The organism is Blautia massiliensis (ex Liu et al. 2021) (genome assembly GCF_052064225.1).
Taxonomy (GTDB): Bacteria; Bacillota; Clostridia; order Lachnospirales; family Lachnospiraceae; genus Blautia_A; species Blautia_A fusiformis.
Genome location: NZ_JBQHWA010000011.1, coordinates 50,316 through 70,753, shown reverse-complemented (window position 1 = coordinate 70,753; position 20,438 = coordinate 50,316). Strand labels below are relative to the sequence as shown.

The 20,438-nt window shown below is 45.2% G+C and carries 18 protein-coding genes; 10 read left to right on the top strand and 8 right to left on the bottom strand.

Annotated elements, in window-relative coordinates; translation table 11 throughout:
- The first annotated feature begins 211 nt into the window (after positions 1–211).
- Positions 212–1,471 (top strand): FKBP-type peptidylprolyl isomerase, encoded by a 1,260-nt coding sequence (locus ACTNDQ_RS06260; protein WP_441064181.1) that lies wholly within the window; start codon positions 212–214, stop codon positions 1,469–1,471.
- Positions 1,472–1,577: 106 nt separating this feature from the next.
- On the opposite strand, the gene ACTNDQ_RS06255 is transcribed toward ACTNDQ_RS06260, so the two are convergent.
- Together ACTNDQ_RS06255 and ACTNDQ_RS06250 are read right to left on the bottom strand one after the other, a co-directional pair.
- Positions 1,578–2,375 carry an HAD family hydrolase gene (locus tag ACTNDQ_RS06255; protein WP_279200624.1) on the bottom strand — a complete coding sequence of 266 codons (798 nt, stop codon included), beginning with the start codon at positions 2,373–2,375 and terminating at the stop codon, positions 1,578–1,580.
- A 10-nt stretch (positions 2,376–2,385) separates the two neighbouring features.
- Positions 2,386–3,600, bottom strand: a complete 1,215-nt coding sequence (locus ACTNDQ_RS06250) for a DUF4317 domain-containing protein (RefSeq protein ID WP_059086232.1) — start codon at positions 3,598–3,600, stop codon at positions 2,386–2,388.
- A 525-nt stretch (positions 3,601–4,125) separates the two neighbouring features.
- Between ACTNDQ_RS06250 and ACTNDQ_RS06245 the strand changes: the two genes are divergently transcribed.
- Positions 4,126–5,127, top strand: coding sequence for a hypothetical protein (locus ACTNDQ_RS06245; RefSeq protein ID WP_441064178.1), 1,002 nt, complete (start codon positions 4,126–4,128; stop codon positions 5,125–5,127).
- Positions 5,128–5,204: 77 nt separating this feature from the next.
- Here the strand turns inward: ACTNDQ_RS06245 and ACTNDQ_RS06240 are convergent, their stop codons facing one another.
- Together ACTNDQ_RS06240 and ACTNDQ_RS06235 are read right to left on the bottom strand one after the other, a co-directional pair.
- Positions 5,205–5,849: an orotate phosphoribosyltransferase gene (locus tag ACTNDQ_RS06240; protein ID WP_278795428.1), complete on the bottom strand. Its 645-nt coding sequence runs from the start codon at positions 5,847–5,849 to the stop codon at positions 5,205–5,207.
- A 370-nt stretch (positions 5,850–6,219) separates the two neighbouring features.
- Positions 6,220–6,672, bottom strand: a complete 453-nt coding sequence (locus ACTNDQ_RS06235; RefSeq protein WP_015525518.1) for an Hsp20/alpha crystallin family protein — start codon at positions 6,670–6,672, stop codon at positions 6,220–6,222.
- A 515-nt stretch (positions 6,673–7,187) separates the two neighbouring features.
- Between ACTNDQ_RS06235 and ACTNDQ_RS06230 the strand changes: the two genes are divergently transcribed.
- Positions 7,188–8,819, top strand: coding sequence for a glycoside hydrolase family 36 protein (locus tag ACTNDQ_RS06230; RefSeq protein WP_441064176.1), 1,632 nt, complete (start codon positions 7,188–7,190; stop codon positions 8,817–8,819).
- 15 nt (positions 8,820–8,834) lie between these two features.
- Here the strand turns inward: ACTNDQ_RS06230 and ACTNDQ_RS06225 are convergent, their stop codons facing one another.
- A complete protein-coding gene (locus ACTNDQ_RS06225) occupies positions 8,835–9,704 on the bottom strand; it encodes an AraC family transcriptional regulator (RefSeq protein WP_278795430.1) in 870 nt (289 codons plus the stop codon).
- 53 nt (positions 9,705–9,757) lie between these two features.
- On the opposite strand from ACTNDQ_RS06225, the gene ACTNDQ_RS06220 reads away from it, so the two are divergent.
- The 3 genes from ACTNDQ_RS06220 to ACTNDQ_RS06210 all read left to right on the top strand — a co-directional run bounded on the left by ACTNDQ_RS06220 (position 9,758) and on the right by ACTNDQ_RS06210 (position 12,926).
- Positions 9,758–10,393 carry a YczE/YyaS/YitT family protein gene (locus ACTNDQ_RS06220; protein ID WP_278795431.1) on the top strand — a complete coding sequence of 212 codons (636 nt, stop codon included), beginning with the start codon at positions 9,758–9,760 and terminating at the stop codon, positions 10,391–10,393.
- Positions 10,394–10,661: 268 nt separating this feature from the next.
- Positions 10,662–11,786: an aldo/keto reductase gene (locus ACTNDQ_RS06215; protein ID WP_320810538.1), complete on the top strand. Its 1,125-nt coding sequence runs from the start codon at positions 10,662–10,664 to the stop codon at positions 11,784–11,786.
- A gap of 48 nt (positions 11,787–11,834) precedes the next feature.
- Complete coding sequence (locus ACTNDQ_RS06210) at positions 11,835–12,926, top strand: PTS transporter subunit IIC (RefSeq protein WP_015525523.1); 1,092 nt, start codon at positions 11,835–11,837, stop codon at positions 12,924–12,926.
- A gap of 91 nt (positions 12,927–13,017) precedes the next feature.
- On the opposite strand, the gene ACTNDQ_RS06205 is transcribed toward ACTNDQ_RS06210, so the two are convergent.
- On the bottom strand, positions 13,018–14,109 hold the full coding sequence (locus ACTNDQ_RS06205; RefSeq protein ID WP_441064172.1) for a DnaJ C-terminal domain-containing protein: 1,092 nt from the start codon (positions 14,107–14,109) through the stop codon (positions 13,018–13,020).
- 365 nt (positions 14,110–14,474) lie between these two features.
- Here ACTNDQ_RS06205 and ACTNDQ_RS06200 point away from each other — a divergent pair, with 365 nt between their 5' ends.
- Both ACTNDQ_RS06200 and ACTNDQ_RS06195 read left to right on the top strand, forming a co-directional pair.
- On the top strand, positions 14,475–15,428 hold the full coding sequence (locus ACTNDQ_RS06200; RefSeq protein ID WP_279201177.1) for an SH3 domain-containing protein: 954 nt from the start codon (positions 14,475–14,477) through the stop codon (positions 15,426–15,428).
- 77 nt (positions 15,429–15,505) lie between these two features.
- On the top strand, positions 15,506–16,417 hold the full coding sequence (locus ACTNDQ_RS06195) for a LysR family transcriptional regulator (RefSeq protein WP_015525527.1): 912 nt from the start codon (positions 15,506–15,508) through the stop codon (positions 16,415–16,417).
- Positions 16,418–16,599: 182 nt separating this feature from the next.
- Here the strand turns inward: ACTNDQ_RS06195 and ACTNDQ_RS06190 are convergent, their stop codons facing one another.
- The gene (locus tag ACTNDQ_RS06190) at positions 16,600–17,118 is read right to left on the bottom strand and encodes a nitroreductase family protein (RefSeq protein WP_441064169.1); all 519 of its coding nucleotides are present in this window, start codon (positions 17,116–17,118) and stop codon (positions 16,600–16,602) included.
- Positions 17,119–17,367: 249 nt separating this feature from the next.
- Here ACTNDQ_RS06190 and ACTNDQ_RS06185 point away from each other — a divergent pair, with 249 nt between their 5' ends.
- Entirely contained in the window at positions 17,368–17,640 is a 273-nt protein-coding gene (locus tag ACTNDQ_RS06185) for an acylphosphatase (protein WP_114001527.1), read from the top strand.
- Positions 17,641–17,653: 13 nt separating this feature from the next.
- On the opposite strand, the gene ACTNDQ_RS06180 is transcribed toward ACTNDQ_RS06185, so the two are convergent.
- A complete protein-coding gene (locus tag ACTNDQ_RS06180; protein WP_441064167.1) occupies positions 17,654–18,889 on the bottom strand; it encodes a CdaR family transcriptional regulator in 1,236 nt (411 codons plus the stop codon).
- 310 nt (positions 18,890–19,199) lie between these two features.
- Between ACTNDQ_RS06180 and ACTNDQ_RS06175 the strand changes: the two genes are divergently transcribed.
- Positions 19,200–20,330, top strand: coding sequence for a glycerate kinase family protein (locus ACTNDQ_RS06175; RefSeq protein WP_320810540.1), 1,131 nt, complete (start codon positions 19,200–19,202; stop codon positions 20,328–20,330).
- Positions 20,331–20,438 lie beyond the last annotated feature (108 nt).

The following is a 20,438-nucleotide window of genomic DNA, read 5'->3' as shown; positions in this document are numbered from 1 at the left end:
GGAAGAATCAGCTAAGCTTAGGGTTATTCACGGGAAAAAACATCCGGTTTGTGGATATCGGATATTTTCCCGGAAAGACTTGTGGATAATTTGTGAAATGTCGTGTAAGTTCGTGAAATTCCTTGCTCTTAAAGGTGAAAACGTTTATAATCAAGTATTATGGAATAAGAGCCGGACCGTGATTCTTATGGACGGATAGATGGAGGATGAAATGAGAAATTCAGTAAAGAAAGCGGCAGTTACTGCTCTTGTCTGCGTTACAGCGGCAGGAATGATGGCAGGCTGCGGAAATAAAAAACTCGATGGTACAAAGATCGCAGTGACAGTCAATAAGCAGGAAATCCCGCTTGGCGTTGTAAGTCTGGCAGCACGTATGCAGCAGGCACAGGCTGAGGCAATGTACAAGATGTATCTTGGCGGCGGAAGCGATATGTCTATCTGGAGTACCAAAATGGATGATGATTCCGATGAGACTTACGGTGAAAATGCGGTAACAACTTCTGTTGAAACTGTTGAAAAGATGTGTCTGGAGAAAGAACACGCTTCCGAGTATGATGTTGAAATCACAGATGATGAGCAGAAGGCTCTTGCGGAAGCTGCCAAGAACTTCATGGCTGCCAATTCTGATGAGACAATTGCAGAGCTTGCGGTTGATGAAGATATGGTAAAGACTTTCCTCGAGCTTGAAACATACGATGTGAAGATGAAGGATGCCATTGAAGCCAAAGCGGACGTGAAGCTGGATGAGAAAGAATATCAGCAGATGTCCTTCAGCTATGCAAGTGCAAAGGTCAGCGGAGATGATCTTTCCGATGATGATATCAAGAAGAATAAAGAGAATCTTCAGAAGTTCTATGACAAGGTTAAAGAGGATCCGGCTGCAGATTTCAATACTCTTGGAGATGAGATCTCTGAGGATATGACCGCAACAACCGGAACATGCCCTACCTATGAGGAAGGTGATGACAGTGCTGCCAACGGAACTACTTATCCGGATGAGGTTCGTACCGCTTTAAGAAAGCTGGATGAGGGTGCACTGAACGAGGAGATCATAAAGACAGATTCCGTATGGTATGTTGTGAGACTGGATTCCAAAAACGATGAAACTGCAACAGAGAGTAAGAAAGAGTCTCTGACAAACACCAAGAAGGATGATTTCTATAATGATACAACAGATGGCTGGAAGAAGAAAGCAGATATCAAAGAAGAGATAAAACTGATCAAGAAGATCAAGATCACAGATAATCACAGCTTTACGATCCAGACTCCAACTCCGACACCGGACCCGGATGTAACTGAGACACCGACAGCAGATTCTGCAGCGGCTGAGGCAACTGAGACACCGGCAGCTGAGGAGCAGACCGATGTGACCGAGACACCGGAGACAGAGGGAGATTCTGCAAAGGCTGATGAGGAGACTGCAGACAGTACAGAATCTGAGGCAGCTGCTACACCGGAAGCTGAGAAATAAGATACAATGTTTACAATGGAATGATAAGAGAAAAGATAACGAGCCGTGTACGGGTTTATCGTACACGGCTCGTTTTTTGTAATGCTCATGCCTGCTTTATGGATCATCAGATCAGATCGAGATGCTCCAGTGCGTGAAGAATCCCGTCCCTGTCGACTGCGCTTGTCTGGTATGTGCAGTGCTTTTCGATGCCTCCGTAAGCATTTCCCATAGCAACGCTGACTCCGGCAGCTTTCAGCATGGGAAGGTCGTTGGGACTGTCTCCGAATGCATAGCAGTTTTCCTTGGGGATGGAAAGGCGGTCCAGGAGAAATTCCATGCCTGTGGCTTTGCTGGTACCCTTTTGTGTGACTTCCCAGATTCCGTCTCCGTGATCAAAATAGGTGTAATGATCATTACAGAAGCTGCGGAATTTTTCGACATCGGAATCCGGCAGCATATGTACCAGGAATTTGTCATAGGAGTAAGTGCAGGCATCCTCCCGATTGAATTTCGTGATGTCGACCATTGGAATTTCTTTTCGCATTTTGACTCCGAATTCGGACTGGGCCGGAGATGCGCCATCATACAGGATCTCAGTGTTGGATTCAAAAATTGCCTCGATCTTGCATTTGCGGAGAAGGTCTACGGTTTCCTTGCACAGAAGATTTGGGACTGTGCGGAAAAAAAGCAATTTGTTGTCCATGTAAATGTGGGTTCCACAGCCGTATATATAGCCATCGAAATGAAGCTCTGAGAGTGCAGAGGGCATCATTACTTTGGTGCGGCCGGTGTTGATGAAAAGAAGATGACCGTTTTCATGGGCTTTTGTGAGGGCGCGGCTGGTGCTCTCCGGAACCCTGAAGGGGTGAGGCGTAAGCAGTGTGCCGTCTATGTCGAAGAACAGGATTTTTTTATCGTTCATAAGGTCTCCTTTAAAATGGGATTTCTTCTTCGGTGTTACTGTTATCAATGTCAGTAATATCATTAACAGGAAGCGGTTCTGCGGATGTATCTTCAACAGAGTTCAGTGTGCTGACACGGATGCCGTTGAGTTCTATTTCACTTTCCATGGGGATCACAAGGCATTTTCGACCATCGATGATGCGGGTTTCTACCAGTTCTGCCCGGTCCGGTGCTACGTGGATCACCACGTCAGGGGTTTTGATCTCGAATTTCCGGGTGTTGGTGATGTTGGATGCTACCAGAGCTGATTTTTCTCCTGCGGCAAGCTCATACTGTTCATCGAAGTTCTGGAGCTTTTCGTCTTCTACGCCGCATTCTTCGAAGAGACGTTTGACTTCGGATTTGGTGAGGACAACAGGTTCCGGTTCGTCCTTCTGGGATTCGATGAGATCGTTAAGCTTTTCGTGGATCTCAAGGACTGTGTCATAGGCACAGTCATCACCAAGGGTTTCTTCCACCAGAGCATTGAAGGAGTCACGCTGGGTTCCGGCAGATAGTGGTGTGGTGCAGCCGAAGACTTCTTCCATCATGGTGGAGCGGAGATTTTCGGCGTTTTTGGTGTAGTAGAGAAGTCCGTGGATATCGGTACTGCGGTCGTTGAACTGTGGGAAAAGGAAGCCCCAGTCAGGCATTTCTACCAGCCAGTCCCGGATACGGTCTTCAATATTGTTTGTCTCTGCATTGTAATGCAGGCCTGCTTTGGAGAGCTTGACCGGGCAGATACTGCAGAGGATGTGATCGTAGATCTCATCGGAAGCGTCGAACATTTCGGCACCGTCGGAGGATTTGCCGGGGATGTCGTAGACTGCGTGGATGAGGATGATGTAGTAGTTTTCACCGTAGTCGTAGTTTTCTATGATTCTGTCGTAGAAGGCTTCGGTGAGGGTGTCGTCGGTGAGTTTGCTTTTGCGGAGTTTCATGAGGAAGTTTTGGGTTCCGCCTTCGGTTTCCTGATCCAGAGGAAATTCCATGTTGATGAGGTTTTTTCCGATGGTGCCGGTGAGGGTTTTTCGGAAGATGTCGAAGTATTTGAAGGTTTCTTCCTCTGATAAGGATAAGAAGGCTTCTTTGAGTTCGGTTTTTTTGTTTTTTTCACCGTCTACGTAGCAGCCGCAGATGCGGGTGATGGAGCAGCGGTCAGGGGTGAATTGTTTTTTTATTTCTGCGATTTCTTTTTTGTTCATGTGTGGTTTACCTCGGTTTTTTAATTAGTTTGATTATAGCACAGGTGTTTGGTTGGGGCAAGATGACACGGACGGACTTCTGCTGCAAACCTCACACTGTGCGGTCATGGTGGGAGGGATAGAGTGGTCTGACGGGAGTTGGATGAGCCATCAGCGCTGCGCTGGATGGCTGGGAGGAAAGGCTGAGTTTCCTTGTGGTTTGGAGGGGAGGTTGTGAGCGTCGGCGCATTGCTGGACGCCTGTAGTTTGGAAGCTTGAGATTCTATGTGTTTGTCAGGGAGGTTGTGAGCGTCGGTGCGTTGCTGGACGCTGGAAGGTGGTGTCGAAATTTGGAGATGGGTTTTTGTGGTGTTGTGGTGGGATGTGTGGTATGATTTGTATATCTTATAAGATCTATCCATTTATTTGGTTTCTTTTTGCTTCAATGTCTGAAGCGTTTTTTCAAAAATATTTATAAAAACTGTATACAGGGTTTCTGAAGTGTTTGGTTGATGGTATAATTGTATATACCAGAAGGAGTATTGTTTGAGAGATAATACGATTTTTGATGATGTTTTTCGTACTATGATGGAGAAAATGACGTTTCTGGTCGTGCCTTTGATCAATGATGTTTTTCATACATCATACCCGGCTGATGTGGAGATTGTGCAGCTGCGTAATGAGTATCAGCGGGTGGATGGTGAGATTATTACGGATTCGCGGCTGTTGATCGGAAACAGGATTTATCATATAGAATGTCAGAGTACGGATGACACGACAATGGCTGTACGGATGATAGAGTATGATTTTGCAACTGCTGTTGAGTTTGCCAGAAAGCAGGGACGGAGGTATCGGATGGAGTTTCCACGTTCTTGTGTGTTGTATCTGAGAAATAGTAGGAATACGCCGGATTTTCTGGAAGTGGATGTGGTTTTTCCGGATGGGGGATGTCATTTGTACAGAGTGCCTGCCATTAAAGTAGAGAATTATACAAAAGATAAGATATTTGAAAAGAGTCTTCTTATGCTGCTTCCTTTTTATATCATGCGATATGAAAAAAGAGGGCATGAGATGAGTGAGAATCCACAACTTTTTCAGGAATTACTGAATGAATATGAAGTGATCCGGAGTAAACTGGAGGTAGAGATCACTGAATCTGGAAGGTCTGAACTGTTCAGTGATCTGATTGGACTGATAACTCGGATATCTGATCATATTTTCAGAAATGAGGAGAAAGTCCGGAAAGGAATAGGTGAGATTATGGGTGGACATGTTCTGGAACTGGAATCTGAGAAAAGGGCAAGACTGATGGCGGAAGCTAAAGAACAGGCTGAAGCACTGGGGCGAGAACAGGGAATGGCTCAGGGAATGGCTCAGGGAATAGCTCAGGGAATGGCTCAGGGAATGGCCCAGGGAATGGCCCAGGGGGAAGAACGACTTAGTGTTCTGATCAACAGGCTTATACTTGATGATCGTGGTAATGAGATTCAGAAGGTTGTTACAGATAAAGAAATGCGTGAAGCCATGTACAGAGAATATCAATTATAATAAGAAAAGGTAAAGAGAATCCCCCACTGGTTTTGCTATCCATGGGGGATTCGTTGATTCGTTGATTGATCTGAATCTTATAATACAGAATATCCGTAACTGCTGACAATAGCATCGATCCTCTGGCGTTTTTTGCACAGTGGGCAGTTGTCAGAGCGGTAGGAGTGATAGTCCGGGATGTCTCTGGCCTGAAAGATAGAGTGGACAGGGAGTGTGGCTACACTGTCTACACTGCTGTAGATGGCTGCCACGCCGCGGATCTTACCGCCATAGTACAGAACGCTTTCGATAGCTCGGTTCAATGTGGATCCGGTGGTGATGGAACCATTTAGGATGAGGATGTTTTTTCCATTGATCATTGGTTCATAGTTGTCGCGGAAGATCATCTGCCCGGTGCTGTTGAACTCGGGGGTGATGACGTAGATGGTCTGGTGTGCGTTCATGGAAAGGACGCCGGCTTTGGTCAGTTCTTCGGCGAGATAAGCACCGATCACTTCAAGTCCGTCCATGCAGACGATGGTGTCTACCGGAATGGATGCTTCGTAATTTGCTGCGAGAGCGGATGCAATACGCTGTGCTTCAGCGCATCTGGATTTCATAGTAGTGAGATCCAGGTAGTGTGTGATATGGGACTGGGATGTTACGAAGTGTCCCGGAATCATTTTAAGCTGTATGCGGTTGTCATTGCGTGCATAAATTTTTATGATGTTGTCCTGATCCATAATAAAAACCTCCTGTCGTGATCGTGTTTTATGTGGTTGTTCAGGAGAATTATCCTGAAGGATTACGAAACAGATTTATTTAACCGAATGCGGATTGCAAATATCCGATTAGCTGTGCATATTATACCATTAATTTCAAAAAAATGAAATAATATAATGTAAAATATATAAAAAAATATTCAAAAAATCAAGCATATTTGTTAAAAAATATCCAATATCATGAAAACTTTGACAATAGGATCATTACTATAGAGTGAAAGTACTTGTGAGTACGTAGTAAATTGGAAAGAGAGTGTCATATGTATTATTGCGTATAAAAAAAGAGGAGGAGAATCCCTATGGATCCTCCCCCTGTGAGAGTGAGTCAATGTCAGCCTTCAATAGATACATATTTATCAGCTTCAATCTCTTCAGCTGCTTTTTTCGGAATAGAAAGTCTCAGAACACCGTTTTCAAATTTTGCATGGACATCTTCGTTTTTTACACCATTACCAACATAGAAGCTTCTGCTTGTGCTGCCGGCATAACGTTCACGGCGGATATAATTGCCTTTCTTGTCTTCCTCGTCTTTGTCAAGACCCTTGGCAGCGGAGATGGTAAGATAACCATCCTTCAGCTGTACCTGTACTTCATCTTTCTTAAATCCTGGAAGATCTACATCCAGCTCATAGCCTTTATCTGTTTCACGTACATCAGTTTTCATGATATTTTTTGCATGTTTGCCATAAAGAGGGTTCTTTCCGCTAAAGAAATTATCTCTGAATCCAAAATCATCCATCCAGTCATCAAATAAGTTTTCTCCAAATACACTCGGGAACATCATAAGTCATTTCTCCTTTCAAATTGAAAAGCCGTTCCGGTGGATCAAGAAATCCAACTGTTGCCGGTATATAGTTACCACTTCGGGTTATTCCGCAGTGGTGATCGTTTGGTTTTATTCTGAACATCTGGAAGTTCTTTTTTATCTTCTTCTTTGTTCTATATGTAATATAACACCTGTTGCTAGCAAAGTCAAGAGGAGAGTGCTAAAAAATTGTGAAGAATTTGTGTTCCGTAAAATGAAAAACTAATTTCCGCCTTTAGCCCTTTACGTTCTTATATTAAAAAGCGGATCGGACAAGGACTGAAAAGCTTATGCAGATTGAACATTCTGCAATGTTATAATAACTTTAAAGCATAGAAAAAACCAAAAAAATCAATATAATAAGGCATATAGACAAAATGTATTAAAAAAATTTTTCGTACATTCTTCTGAGTTGAACAGACGATAGAAAGACAGTATTCATGAGTATGTAGGTAAAGCAAAATGTAAATGAAAAAGTACAGGAGGAGAGAATAATGCAGAAAAAATATGCAGATTTTAAGCTTGGGGTACCGGATTATGTAACAGTGGAAACAGAAGAGGAGAGACTTGTGTGCCAGGGAGGGCAGACGACAGTAGCTGCCGGTGCAACTACTGTGGAATTTCAGGACGCAGGTGAACATGAGGATATATTTGTCACATCCGAGGATGCAGTGAGATGTGTGAAGCTGAGATGGAACTATAAGATCCCGAAATCAGCCAGATTTCTGGGAGATGCCTGGGAACGTACCTATGGTGATGCGGAATGGCATGGAATGAGCGGAAACCGTTATCTGCCATGGTATTTTCTGGCGAAGCTTTCTGAGAAGGTTCTCTGCTTTGGCGTAAAGGTCCGTCCTTCTGCTATGTGTTGCTGGCAGGTGGATACCAAAGGAATTACTTTGTTTCTGGATGTTCGCTGCGGAAATACAGGAGTACAGCTGAAAGGAAGAAAGCTGTGTGCCGCACAGATCGTCTGCATGGAAGCAGAAGGAGCAGATACTTTTGAAACTGCACAGAAATTCTGTGAAAAAATGTGTACAGATCCGATCTTCCCAGAGTTTCCGGTATATGGAAGCAATAACTGGTACTATGCTTACGGTGACAGCTCCGAAGAGGAGATCTTAAGTGATACCGATTATATCCTGAAACTGACCGAAGGTGTAAAAAATCCTCCGTTCATGGTCATTGATGACTGCTGGCAGGAGCATCACCGCCTGGATGAATACAACGGTGGACCATGGACAAAAGGCAATGACAGATTTCCGGATATGAAAGGTCTTGCAGACAAGCTGAAGAAAAAAGGTGTCCGCCCGGGTATCTGGGTCCGTCTGCTTCTTAATGAAGATGAGAATATCCCGGATGAGTGGAGAATTTCCTATAATGACTGTCTCGATCCGTCCCACCCGGATGCACTGGAATATATCCGTAAAGATATCGAGAGGATCTGTGATTGGGGATACACGCTGATCAAGCATGATTTTTCTACCTTTGATCTCTTTGGGAAATGGGGATTTGAGGCGAATTTAAGAGACAATTCCATGGAGAAATGGCATTTTTATGATCAGACCAAAACCAGCGCAGAAATTGTAAAAATGCTTTATCAGGAGATTTATGATGCTTCCCGGAGCAACAACGCAGTGATCATCGGCTGCAATACCATCGGACATCTCGGCGCAGGCCTGATGCATCTGAACCGGACCGGTGACGATACCAGCGGACGTATCTGGGAGCGTACCAGACGAATGGGCGTAAATACGCTGGCATTCCGTCTTCCGCAGCACAATACGTTTTACCATATTGATGCAGACTGTGTCGGTATTTTCGGAATGATCCCATGGGAGAAAAATCGTCAGTGGGCAGACGTTCTTGCAAAGAGCGGTACACCACTGTTTGTATCCGCAAAACCTGGAGTTTTGAATCCGGGGGAATTTGAGGAGCTGCATCAGATCATGCTGCGTGCATCAGAACAGAAAGAGCATTTTGTTCCGCTTGACTGGGAAGAAATCGACTGCCCGGAGGTATGGGGAGAAAACGGCGAAACTATCACTTATGACTGGTTTGACAACGAAGGTCCGACCATGGATGCTGCGGTGGAATACTATAATGCCAAGGTAGTTGTTCCGTAAATCAGGAAAAGTGGTTCAGCAATCCAGAAGATCCTCGGCATGATGATATTTTTCCCGGTATTCCCGTGGCGTCATGCCGGTTTCTTTTTTGAAGGCACGGGAAAAGGCAAATGGATTTTGATATCCGCAGGAGAACGCCACGTTGGAGACAGGGATATCCGTGATGGTCAGAAGCTCCCGGGCGTTGATGATCTTGGCTGAAGTCAGGAATGCTTGGGGTGTGGTTCCAAGATGTTTTTTAAAAAGTCCGTAAAGGTGGCTGCGGCTGATATGGAGATAGTCAGCAACATCTGTCACAGTGATATTCTGTAGCGGACTTTTTTTGATGTAATCAACAGCCTGTGTGATGTAAAAATTCTCATTGGATTCCATGGTCGTGTAGGAAGCATGAAATTCTTCCTCCAGCATGGCGATGATCCGGTAAAGACCACTCTGGATATAGGCTTCACTGGAGGGCGTCAGCTGCGGGTGAGTCATCATTTCAAGAATGGTTTCCTGATAGGGAAGAACCGAATTTAGTTGCTGGACCGGAGTTTCTTCAGTAAGATGACAGTGTTCACAAAGTATGGGAGCATTTTCTCCATTGAAACAGATCCAGATATAAGTCCAGGGATCAGAAGGCTCTGCTTTGTAGAGAGAGCTGGTCACAGGAGGAATGAAAAAGCACTGTCCGGCTTTCAAGGTATATTTCCGGTTGTTCATATAGAAATATCCCTGTCCGCTCAGCACAAAATGGATGGTGTAATATCGCCGGACACCAGGGCCGTAGGACTGTTCCGGTGTACATTTTTCCCAGCCGCAGGAAATAAGATGAAGTTCTTTTGATGAGGTCTGGCGGTTCAGAACCTGTTTGTTTTCTATGGGAGTTTCCTCCTTTCGATGCATGATTATAGATAATATCAGTTTAAAATATTTGATCAGGGGTGTAAAGAAGAAAGATGAATTCATTAACAGTAAAAAGAATCCTCATGACATTTGCCGGAATCTTTCTGGCGGGTGTCAGTGTGGCCATTTTCAAGGCATCCGATTTTGGGACAGATCCCAATTCCTGTTTTGTCATGGGTGTGTGGAATCTAGCAGGAATAAAATACAGTTATGTTTATATTGCCATCAATGCACTGATGCTGCTGGGAGTGTTTTTTCTGGACCGGCATTTTATCGGACTTGGAACTGTGCTGAATCTGTTTTTTATGGGAATTATCGTGGAAAAAGGAATGCAGCTTTTTGACAGGTATTTGCCGGAGAGGATATTTGGAATAAGAGTGATTCTGATGTGCATCGCTGTTGTAATGATGTGTTTTGCGTCGGCGCTGTATTTTACAGCAGATATGGGAGTTTCCGCCTATGATGCCTATGCACTGATTCTGGATAAAAGGACCCGGATTCCTTTCCGGATGTGCAGGATCGGGACGGATGTGATCACAACTGCAGCCGGATTTTTCATGGGCGCGGTTGTAGGAGCCGGAACCCTTGTCACCGCATTTTTTATGGGACCACTGATCGAGTTTTTTAACCGGACAGTGGCAAGGCCGTTTCTTTATGGAAAAGAGAATAAACAGATGCAGAAGCAGTAAAACAAAAGGCAGTTGTTGTGTGATAAACGTGTGGCAACTGTTTTCTGTTTTCTGCAAAAATTCAGACGTAATGCAGGCGTTGTCTTGACACTTGTAAAAGAAAAAGGTTTACCGCCAGGAAAAATATCGTTATAATAGGAGAAACGCAGTTTTTCTGCGGCAAAAATATAACGGTCCGGGAGATATCTGTGTCAGAAATATTGCTTATCCGGTGATATATCAGATGATATGAGGAATTTTCCGGTATGTAATAAGAAGGGAGAAAGATATGGCATATTTAGGTGAAGAGATCAAAAAACTTGGTTTTGGCCTTATGAGACTTCCGCAGAAATCAGAAGGTGTGATCGATGTGGAGCAGACCAAAGTCATGGTGGATAAATTTATGGAAGCCGGATTTACATATTTTGATACAGCATGGGCTTATGCAGGAAGCGAAGATGCTATCCGCGAAGCGCTGGTAGAGCGTTATCCGAGAGAAAAATATCAGCTAGCCACCAAGATGGCAGCCTGGATCAACTGTAAGACAAGAGATGAAGCTCTTGCACAGTTTAAAACATCTCTGGAGAGAACAAAGGCAGGATATTTCGACTTTTATCTTCTTCACAATCTTGGAGAGCACAGAACAAAATATTTTGATGAGTACGGTTTATGGGACTGGATCTGTGAACAGAAGGAAGCCGGTCTGATCAGACATGCAGGATTTTCGTTCCACTCCACACCGGAGGAGCTGGATGCACTTCTCACTGCACATCCGGAAATGGAATTTGTACAGTTGCAGATCAATTACGCAGACTGGGAAAATCCGGCGATCCAGTCAAGAGCCTGCTACGAGGTAGCCAGAAAACATGGAAAACCGGTCATTATCATGGAACCTGTAAAAGGCGGCATGCTTGCAACTCCGCCGGAAGCAGTGGAAAAGCTTCTGAAGGAAGCAGAGCCGGAAGCATCTACAGCATCCTGGGCGATCCGTTTTGCGGCAAATCTGGAAGGCGTGATCACCGTACTTTCCGGAATGAGCAATGTTGCACAGCTGGAGGATAACCTTTCCTTTATGAAGGATTTCAATGGCCTTACTGGCAGTGAGAAGGAGACTCTTGATAAGGCAAGAGAGGCTATGAGCAAAATTCCTCTGATCCCATGTACAACCTGTAACTACTGTGCAAAGGTCTGTCCGATGGAAATCGGAATTTCCGGTTCTTTTACAGCAATGAATTATCTGACATTGTACGGAAATAAAGCCGCCGCAGCGCATCAGGAAGACTGGCTGGTAGTCAGTCATGGCAGAAAGCGTGCAGATGAATGTGTAAAATGCGGACAGTGTGAGGAAGTATGTCCGCAGCATATTTCCATCCGCGAGGAGCTTGAGAAAGTAAGCGAGGCTTTTTGCAAATAAAGGAACTGATCCGGCAGGAAGCGGATCAGGGTAAGGAGAGAGTTTAAAATGGAAAAATTCAAAGCATTTCTGAAACGGAAGGATATTGAGATCTCTCTGAAGAGATATGGTATCGATGCACTGGGAGCTATGGCACAGGGACTTTTCTGTTCCCTGCTGATCGGTACGATCATCAACACCATTGGCACACAGTTTCACATTCCGTTTCTGACTATGGCAGTTGCCACAGTCAATGATACCCAGTACACAGTAGGTTCTCTGGCATCTGCCATGAGCGGCCCTGCCATGGCAGTAGCCATCGGTTACGCCTTGCATTGTCCGCCGCTGGTATTGTTTTCGCTGATCACCGTTGGATTTGCCTCCAACGCACTTGGCGGAGCAGGCGGTCCTCTGGCTGTACTGTTTGTTGCCATTGTTGCAGCTGAGATCGGTAAGGCAGTTTCAAAGGAAACAAAGATCGATATCCTTGTAACGCCTCTTGTAACCATCGGTGTGGGCGTAGGTCTTTCCGCATGGTGGGCACCTGCCCTTGGAAAAGCTGCTATGAAGGTAGGAAGCGTGATCATGTGGGCAACAGATCTGCAGCCATTCTTTATGGGCATCCTGGTTTCTGTATTTGTTGGAATCGCACTGACGCTGCCAATCTCTTCTGCTGCGATCTGCGCGGCTCTGGGACTTACCGGACTGGCAGGCGGCGCTGCAGTAGCGGGCTGCTGTGCGCAGATGGTAGGTTTTGCGGTCATGTCCTTCAGGGAAAACAAATGGGGTGGTCTTGTCTCTCAGGGAATTGGAACTTCCATGCTCCAGATGGGTAATATTGTCAGAAATCCAAGGATTTGGATTGCTCCGATCGTAACATCTGCTATCACAGGACCTATTGCAACCTGTTTGTTCAGGCTTCAGATGAACGGAACTGCTGTATCCTCAGGAATGGGTACCTGCGGTTTTGTAGGTCAGATCGGTGTGTATACAGGATGGATGAATGATATTGCAGAAGGAACCAAGACAGCTGTTACAGCTATGGATTGGGCAGGACTTTTTCTGATCTCTTTTATTCTCCCGGCAGTTCTCTGCCCGTTGATCAATATGTTTGTACGTAAGCTCGGATGGGTGAAAGATGGAGATATGACGCTGTCATAAGCTATATCAGATCTTACTTTAAAATCAAAAAAGAGTATCACAGGAACTCATTGATAGTGATGAGCTTTGTGATACTCTTTTATTTTAACTTTTATGCTACATGTGATCCGGTGGCATTACTCCGTTCCAGTCCACAGGCCCTTGCATATTCATGGAGTTTCTCTTTTGCGGAATAATTCAGATCCTGAGGAACCTGGATCTGAATGGTTACATACTGATCACCGCGGACGGAAGGGTTCTTCATGGAAACAATGCCTTTTCCTCTCAGGCGGATCTTGGAACCGGACTGCATACCTTCCCTGATCTTACAGATAACATTTCCGTAAAGGGTGGGAACGGTGGCTTCACCGCCGAAAACAGCGGTTGTGTAAGGAATAGAAATGGTGGTATAAACATCCGATCCCTTTCGTTCATAGCCAGGACGTGTTCCTACGGTAACCTTCAGAAGGAGGTCACCAGGCTCACCGCCGCCGGTTCCGGGCATGCCTTTTCCTTTCAGACGGATACTCTTGCCGGTATCAATACCTGCCGGAATATGAATCTGAAGTGTCTGCGGTGCACCGGAGCTTCCGTCCGGACCGGACAGAGAGATCCTTTTATCTGCACCAAAAGCTGCCTCATCAAAGGTAACGTTGATGCTGGCCTTCACATCAGAGCCTTTTTGCGGAAAATCCTGTTGATGGAATCCGCCGAAGCCGTTGCCACTGTGAAAGCCACTTCCGCCAAATCCACTGTGAAAGCCGCCACCGTTACCAGTGAAATGCTCATATGTGCCATTGCTGCCGAAACCGCGGCTTTCGCCGTGACTGCCGTGGAACATATTTCCGAAGATATCACCAAAAATATCGTCCATATTTTCACCGTTAAAATGAAATTCCTGATAGCTGCCATTGCTGCCACCCTGGAATCCGCCGAATCCACCGGCACATGCGCCGGCTCCAGGATCAGCTCCTGCTTCAAATGCGGCATGACCAAACTGATCATACATTTTTTTCTTCTTTGGATCACTTAAGACATCGTAGGCTTCGTTTACTTCTTTAAATTTATCTGCGGCATCTGCATTACCGGCGTTTGTATCCGGATGATATTTTTTAGCCAGTTTACGATAGGCTTTTTTTATTGTTTTTTCATCTGCGTTCCGGTCAATGCCCAGAACATCGTAATAATCTCTTTTTACTGCCATGGTATTCACCTTCCCTTATATTATAGTCTGCAGCGTCTCGGATGATCGATCTGTCCTCTCAGAGGACAGATCTCCCGGACTGTCATATATTGAACGTATGCGTATAAAATTCCCCGGGAAAAATCCCGGGGGCATTACTTTTATCCTGTTCTATATGTAATATAACACTGCTGATTAAAAGTGTCAATACCTGCATTACGGAAAAGAACATTTTGGACTACAATAAGAGATGTGATTCTTACAGCTATCAGCTGAAAATATGATATAATACTACCATAAATTCCGGTGCGGTCTGCTCAGTAAATAAAAAACAGAGAGAGCCGCAGATCAGAGAAAGATCCAAAAAAGAAAAGGAGGCGTATAATATGAGAAAAAGAACTCTTCTGTCCAATATAAAGGCAGTAAAAAGGCTGGTACTTCTGACACTTATACTGGCAGCAGCTTTTCCGGCGACGATCCGGGAGGCAAAGGCAGCAGCAGGAACCACTTTTAAAGTCAAAGTCACAGATGGATACCTGGCTCTCCGGAGTGAGAAGGCTTTTGACAAAGGCAATGAGATCGGACAGCTGAATACAGGAGATCTTGTGGAAGTTACAAATCGGAAGGACGCTACCTACTGGTATGCATACGTGCCAAGACTGGATAAATCCGGATATCTGGACAAAAACTATATCCAGATAGAAGAGAACGCCACAGCTTCCAACGATTCCTGGACAGTAAAGGTAAAAAAAGGCTATCTGGCTCTTCGAAGTACCGCAGCTTACAATGACAGTAACGAGATCGGACGTCTGAATACCGGAGATGTCGTTCTTGTAAAGGACAGCAGTGATTCTACTTACTGGTACGTATATGCTCCGGGGCTTGATAAATCCGGATATGTGGATAACCGGTATATTTACAACAGTGGTCTGTGGACAGTTAAAGTAGAAACTGGTTATCTTGCCCTTCGCAACAAGGCAGCCTATAATGAAAGCAATGAGATCGGACAGCTGAATACCGGTGACACGGTTCAGGTGAAGGACACCAGCAACGATCAGTACTGGTATGTATATGTTCCGCAGCTGGATAAGACCGGTTATGTTGACAGGAACTATCTTACCGGAGGCTCAGGTACAACAACTCCATCCATGACTGTTAAAGTGGAAAGCGGCTATCTGGCTCTGCGCAGTACAAAGGCGTATGACAAGGACAATGAGATCGCCCAGCTGAATAACGGAGATACGGTAGAAGTCATTGAGAAGAAAGACAGTACTTACTGGTATGTATATGTTCCGAAGCTTGGAAAAGAAGGATATGTAGATAAGAACTACCTTAAATAAAAAGATAAAGGATGCTTGTTGCCGGATCTGCCTGAAGAGGAACAGAAAGCCGGAACAAGAAACGGGGAGGCAGAAAGATGACTCTGGCACAGCTCAGATATACCATAGCAATTGCAAAAGCCGGATCTATGAACGAGGCAGCAAAAAGCCTTTATATTTCTCAGCCCAGTCTTTCCACGGCAATCCGGGAGCTGGAAGCAGAAACCGGTGTTGAGATCTTCCGAAGAACGAACCGAGGAATCGCCGTAACGCCTGCAGGCGAAGAATTTCTGGGGTATGCAAGGCAGGTGGTGGAACAGTACGAACTGATGGAAGCCAAATATATTTCCAAGGAACAGTCACGCAAAAAATTCAGTGTTTCCATGCAGCATTATACCTTTGCAGTTAATGCCTTTGTGGAGCTTGTAAAGCAATTCGGCATGGATGAGTACGAATTTGCGGTCCACGAGACCAAGACGCATCAGGTCATCGAGGATGTCCGTAATTTCAAGAGTGAGATCGGGATCCTCTACGTAAATGATTTTAACCGTAAGGTACTTACAAAAATGTTTCACGAGTATGGTCTGGAGTTTCACGAACTTCTCAACTGTCGGATCTACGTTTATATGTGGAAGGGGCATCCTCTGGCGAAGCGTGAGAAGATCACGCTGGAAGAACTGAAGGAATATCCGTGTCTGTCCTTTGAACAGGGAGGAAATAACTCTTTTTATTTTGCTGAGGAGGTTTTGAGCACCTATGAATACAAACGGCTGATCAAAGCCGATGACAGGGCTACTATGCTGAACCTGATGGTAGGACTGAATGGATATACCTTATGCTCCGGTATTATCTGTGAGGATCTTAATGGTTCCGATTATTGTGCTGTGAAGCTGGATTCCGATGAGATCATGACGATCGGTTATGTTGCCAGAAAGGGTGTTAACATCAGTGCCCTTGGGAAAAAATATCTGGAGGAGATTTCCAGATATAAGGATAAAGCACTGAAATAAGAGAAAAAAATCTGACAGATCACTGCCGGAGAAGAAGAGAAAAGCTTCTGGTATTTATGATACCGGAGGGTTGTTTCCCTGTGTATTCTCAGATACGTAGCGATGCGTATCATGCAGGAATCTGTCAGATTTTTATTTACATTAAAAGTTTTTGGCAGTGGAAATTTTATTCTGCAAGCCGATCACACACGGATCACAAAACCATCCTTACGCGGTTTGGCTGTTGGATACTCACAGTCACGGTATCCAAGAACACAGTGGCCCACGCCGATATATTCCTCCGGAACACCCCACTGCTTCTTCAGCTCTTTTCCTTCCTCGGAGTCAAAAACTTCTCTTGCACGGTGAATCCAGCAGGAGTCCACGCCGAGAGCATGTGCGGCATTCATGAGATTTCCCATCACAAGACTTCCGTTTTCCACACAGGTGCCCATTTTGCTGTCGGAAAATACAATGATTACAGTTGGGGCGCCGTAGAACGGATCTGAGGTGCTGCCCATAACAGCTGCGTTCATTTTGGAAAGCCTTGCAACCAGCTCCGGATCCTGTGTCACTACCATAAGAGTGCTCTGCTGTCCCATGCCGCTGGGGGAATATTTTCCTGCTTCCAGGATCGTATCCAGAGTTTCTTTCGGAACAAGCTCTTTTTTGTAGGTGCGGATGCTTCTGCGCTCTAACAGGTTTTTGATGCTTTCATTCATGATCATTACCTCCTGATGTTAAATTTTGTTGAAAATATTTTCTGCAAAAGAAAGAAAATTTCTTTTTATTCTGATAAAAACCATTATAACGCAGATGATTATAGTTTCCAATAGATAGAAGGATATAACTTTACAATTTATAAAGAAATATTATATAATCTGGTTATGATATTCCTGCGGCGGATGCGGGAGAATTTCGGGTGGAGATACAGAGACAGAATAGTTAAGACAGAAAATATGAGGTGCCAGATGGAAAAGATTCGGAAACATTTTTATTTTTCAGGAAGAGTACAGGGAGTAGGCTTTCGTTACCGCTCCTATTATATTGCACAGTCCATAGGACTGACCGGCTGGGTACGGAATCTCTGGGATGATCGTGTGGAAATGGAAGTACAGGGAACCAGAGAAGAAATCCGGGAGATGGTAGAACGCCTTTCTCAGCAGAGCTTTGTGGAGATCGAGGGGATTGAAGCGAGGGAAATTCCACTGGAGGAGGAGTTTGGCTTTCATGTGAGAGGATAGTGAAATGGCCGGTTCATTCCAGCTCCAGTGCCAGATACAACAGAACAGCGTCCCGGAATTTTCGGGGATTGAGACCACATTTTTTATAAATGTGGTTTAATTTATATTGAAGAGTATTTTTGTGGAGAAAAAGCTTCTCTGCGGCATCAGCCAGAGACATTTCCAGGGAAAAATAAGCTCGCAGAAGATTCTTTTCATCCGGGGACAGCTGATAAATGGTTTTTCCGAAAAATTCTTCGCGGTCTTTCCGAGACACAGAAGAGAGAATGATTTCCAGAGTGAGATCATCAAAAACTGCATAATTTTCTGTACAGATATTGTCGGTAAGGGGCTGGTGAAGGCTCCTCAGGGTAGTTTCCGCAGTATGCAGGGAAAGTCCAAGCTGATACAGAGGTACAGACTTTCCAACTGCAATGGCCAGAGTGTCTGCATGCTTTTGGGTAAAATCACGAAGCACTGCGGAAAGAGCAGAAAAATTGGAATTGTCTGCAACAGCAAGATAATCTCCGGGATAGCGGAAGGTGTGCAGGGTGATTCCGGCGGTTTTGAAAAAAATTTGGATCTGATGTTCCGAAAGAACAGATCCGATGCCAGAGTCTGAGCCCGGAGTTTCTGGCGGTGGAGAGGCTTCCGGAGAGAGAGGTGTATTTTCGGGATCTGTCAGGGAAGCAGAACTTTCTGAGGATTCCGGAATCCTGCGGGCGATCTTTACGGAAGGATTTCTGCTGGAAGCAGCCGGATACGTATGGATCAATATCAGTCGTTTGGGCGTGTCCGGATCAATCTGAAATTCTCTCAGGCATTTCAGAAGATATTCCGGATTCTGGGTCTCCCCATGGAGAAGAGAACTGATGATAAACTGCTTTTTGTCCGCCTGGTGCCGGCTGTACTGGCCAAGCTCCTGCTCGCGGATCAGAAGGCTGGTGATACGCTGTGCCAGAAAGGCATACTTGCGTACTTTTTCCGGGGAACCGGTGATGCCGATCACAGCCAGAAGACAGTCTTCATGGTAAAGAGGCATGTTGATACCCTGGCGGGTTCCTGTAAAATTGTCAGATTCAGCCACCTCGATGGTAGTACCAGTTACAGCAGCTTTCCGTCCGATCTCATGACAGGTTCCGATCCTGGCAGAGTTTGTGCTGGCGATAATGGTGCCGGATGGGTTGATAAAATTGATATCGTAGCTGCAGACGTCCTTGATCGTGTTGACGATCTGCTGGGCAAGGGTGTGGCTGATGTGTGTGATCATGGAATTCTCCTGGAAAGACGGATAGTATTTATATTACGGAAGGCCTGATTTTATATTTATGCAGGTAAACGAAATAAGAATATAGGATTTACCGGGTGCTTTCTTTTGATCAGTATATCATATATATTTTATGGATTCAATTTGAATATGTTATTTGTAACAATAAAATACAAAAATAAAGAAAAAATATAGTATACATAATATGTACATCCATGCGTAATTTTATTATGATTAAAACAGAAGTAAGCTTGAATGGAACGGAGAGTACGGATATCAGCTTTACATAAAAATCATACAGGAGGAAAATAAAATGAAGGTAGTAACAGCGATCGATTCTTTTAAGGGCAGTATGACATCCATGGAGGCAGGCTTTGCAGCTGCTGCAGGTATCCATCGTGTGGATGCGGACGCAGAAGTTCAGGTAAGACCACTGGCAGACGGTGGAGAGGGAACCGTGGAAGCCCTTGTCGCAGGAATGAACGGAAAAACAGAGCACGTAAAGGTTACGGGGCCTCTTGGCGAGCCGGTGATCTGTGAGTATGGCATCATCGAAAGCACAAAGACCGCAGTGATCGAAATGGCTGGTGCAGCAGGGATCACGCAGGTGCCGGACGAAAAAAGAAATCCTCTTTATACCACAACCTGCGGTGTCGGTGAGGTGATCAAGGACGCCATCGAAAAAGGCTGCCGCAGATTTATTGTGGGTATCGGCGGAAGCGCCACCAATGACGGTGGTGTGGGAATGCTTCAGGCACTTGGCTATGCATTTCTGGATAAAGACGGAAAGCAGGTCCTTCCGGGAGCAAGGGGCCTGAAAGACATCACAGAGATCACAGCTGCCTATGTGATCCCGGAGCTTGCAGAATGTAAATTCCGTGTTGCCTGTGATGTCACAAATCCTCTTTGCGGAGAGCTTGGATGCAGTGCCATCTACGGACCGCAGAAGGGTGCTACGCCGGAGATGATCCAGGACATGGATCAGTGGCTGGGTGCTTACGCAGAGCTTGCAAAGGAGCGTTTTCCGAAAGCAGATGCAAAGTATCCGGGAACAGGTGCTGCCGGCGGAATGGGATTTGCATTCCTGACCTTTACCGATGCAGTCCTGGAATCCGGGATCAACATCGTGTTGGATGAGACAAAACTTGAGGACTACATCAAAGACGCGGATCTTGTGATCACAGGTGAGGGACGTATGGATGGACAGACAGCCATGGGAAAAGCGCCGGTAGGTGTTGCAAAGCTTGCAAAGAAATATGGCAAAAAAGTGATCGCCTTTGCAGGTGCCGTACAGCGTGACGCAAGAGCCTGCAACGATGCAGGGATCGATGCCTTTTTCCCGATCCTCCGCGGAGTGGTAACTCTGGAGGAGGCCATGAAAAATGAGAATGCCAAGCAGAATCTGGCAGATACTGCAGAGCAGGTTATCAGACTGATGAAATAAATAAAAGGCATATGATCCGTAAATTTCAGGATTCCTGCAGAAATACAGAGCGTGAGTGTCTGATCTGCTGTAAGAATAAATTTGGTGAAAGACGCTGCGAAGACATTG

Coding starts and splice junctions, on each gene's coding strand:
- ACTNDQ_RS06260 (WP_441064181.1), top strand. CDS start 212: ATGAGAAATTCAGTAAAGAAAGCGGCAGTTACTGCTCTTGTCTGCGTT.
- ACTNDQ_RS06255 (WP_279200624.1), bottom strand. CDS start 2,375: ATGAACGATAAAAAAATCCTGTTCTTCGACATAGACGGCACACTGCTT.
- ACTNDQ_RS06250 (WP_059086232.1), bottom strand. CDS start 3,600: ATGAACAAAAAAGAAATCGCAGAAATAAAAAAACAATTCACCCCTGAC.
- ACTNDQ_RS06240 (WP_278795428.1), bottom strand. CDS start 5,849: ATGGATCAGGACAACATCATAAAAATTTATGCACGCAATGACAACCGC.
- ACTNDQ_RS06235 (WP_015525518.1), bottom strand. CDS start 6,672: ATGATGTTCCCGAGTGTATTTGGAGAAAACTTATTTGATGACTGGATG.
- ACTNDQ_RS06230 (WP_441064176.1), top strand. CDS start 7,188: ATGCAGAAAAAATATGCAGATTTTAAGCTTGGGGTACCGGATTATGTA.
- ACTNDQ_RS06225 (WP_278795430.1), bottom strand. CDS start 9,704: ATGCATCGAAAGGAGGAAACTCCCATAGAAAACAAACAGGTTCTGAAC.
- ACTNDQ_RS06220 (WP_278795431.1), top strand. CDS start 9,758: ATGAATTCATTAACAGTAAAAAGAATCCTCATGACATTTGCCGGAATC.
- ACTNDQ_RS06215 (WP_320810538.1), top strand. CDS start 10,662: ATGGCATATTTAGGTGAAGAGATCAAAAAACTTGGTTTTGGCCTTATG.
- ACTNDQ_RS06210 (WP_015525523.1), top strand. CDS start 11,835: ATGGAAAAATTCAAAGCATTTCTGAAACGGAAGGATATTGAGATCTCT.
- ACTNDQ_RS06205 (WP_441064172.1), bottom strand. CDS start 14,109: ATGGCAGTAAAAAGAGATTATTACGATGTTCTGGGCATTGACCGGAAC.
- ACTNDQ_RS06200 (WP_279201177.1), top strand. CDS start 14,475: ATGAGAAAAAGAACTCTTCTGTCCAATATAAAGGCAGTAAAAAGGCTG.
- ACTNDQ_RS06195 (WP_015525527.1), top strand. CDS start 15,506: ATGACTCTGGCACAGCTCAGATATACCATAGCAATTGCAAAAGCCGGA.
- ACTNDQ_RS06190 (WP_441064169.1), bottom strand. CDS start 17,118: ATGAATGAAAGCATCAAAAACCTGTTAGAGCGCAGAAGCATCCGCACC.
- ACTNDQ_RS06185 (WP_114001527.1), top strand. CDS start 17,368: ATGGAAAAGATTCGGAAACATTTTTATTTTTCAGGAAGAGTACAGGGA.
- ACTNDQ_RS06180 (WP_441064167.1), bottom strand. CDS start 18,889: ATGATCACACACATCAGCCACACCCTTGCCCAGCAGATCGTCAACACG.
- ACTNDQ_RS06175 (WP_320810540.1), top strand. CDS start 19,200: ATGAAGGTAGTAACAGCGATCGATTCTTTTAAGGGCAGTATGACATCC.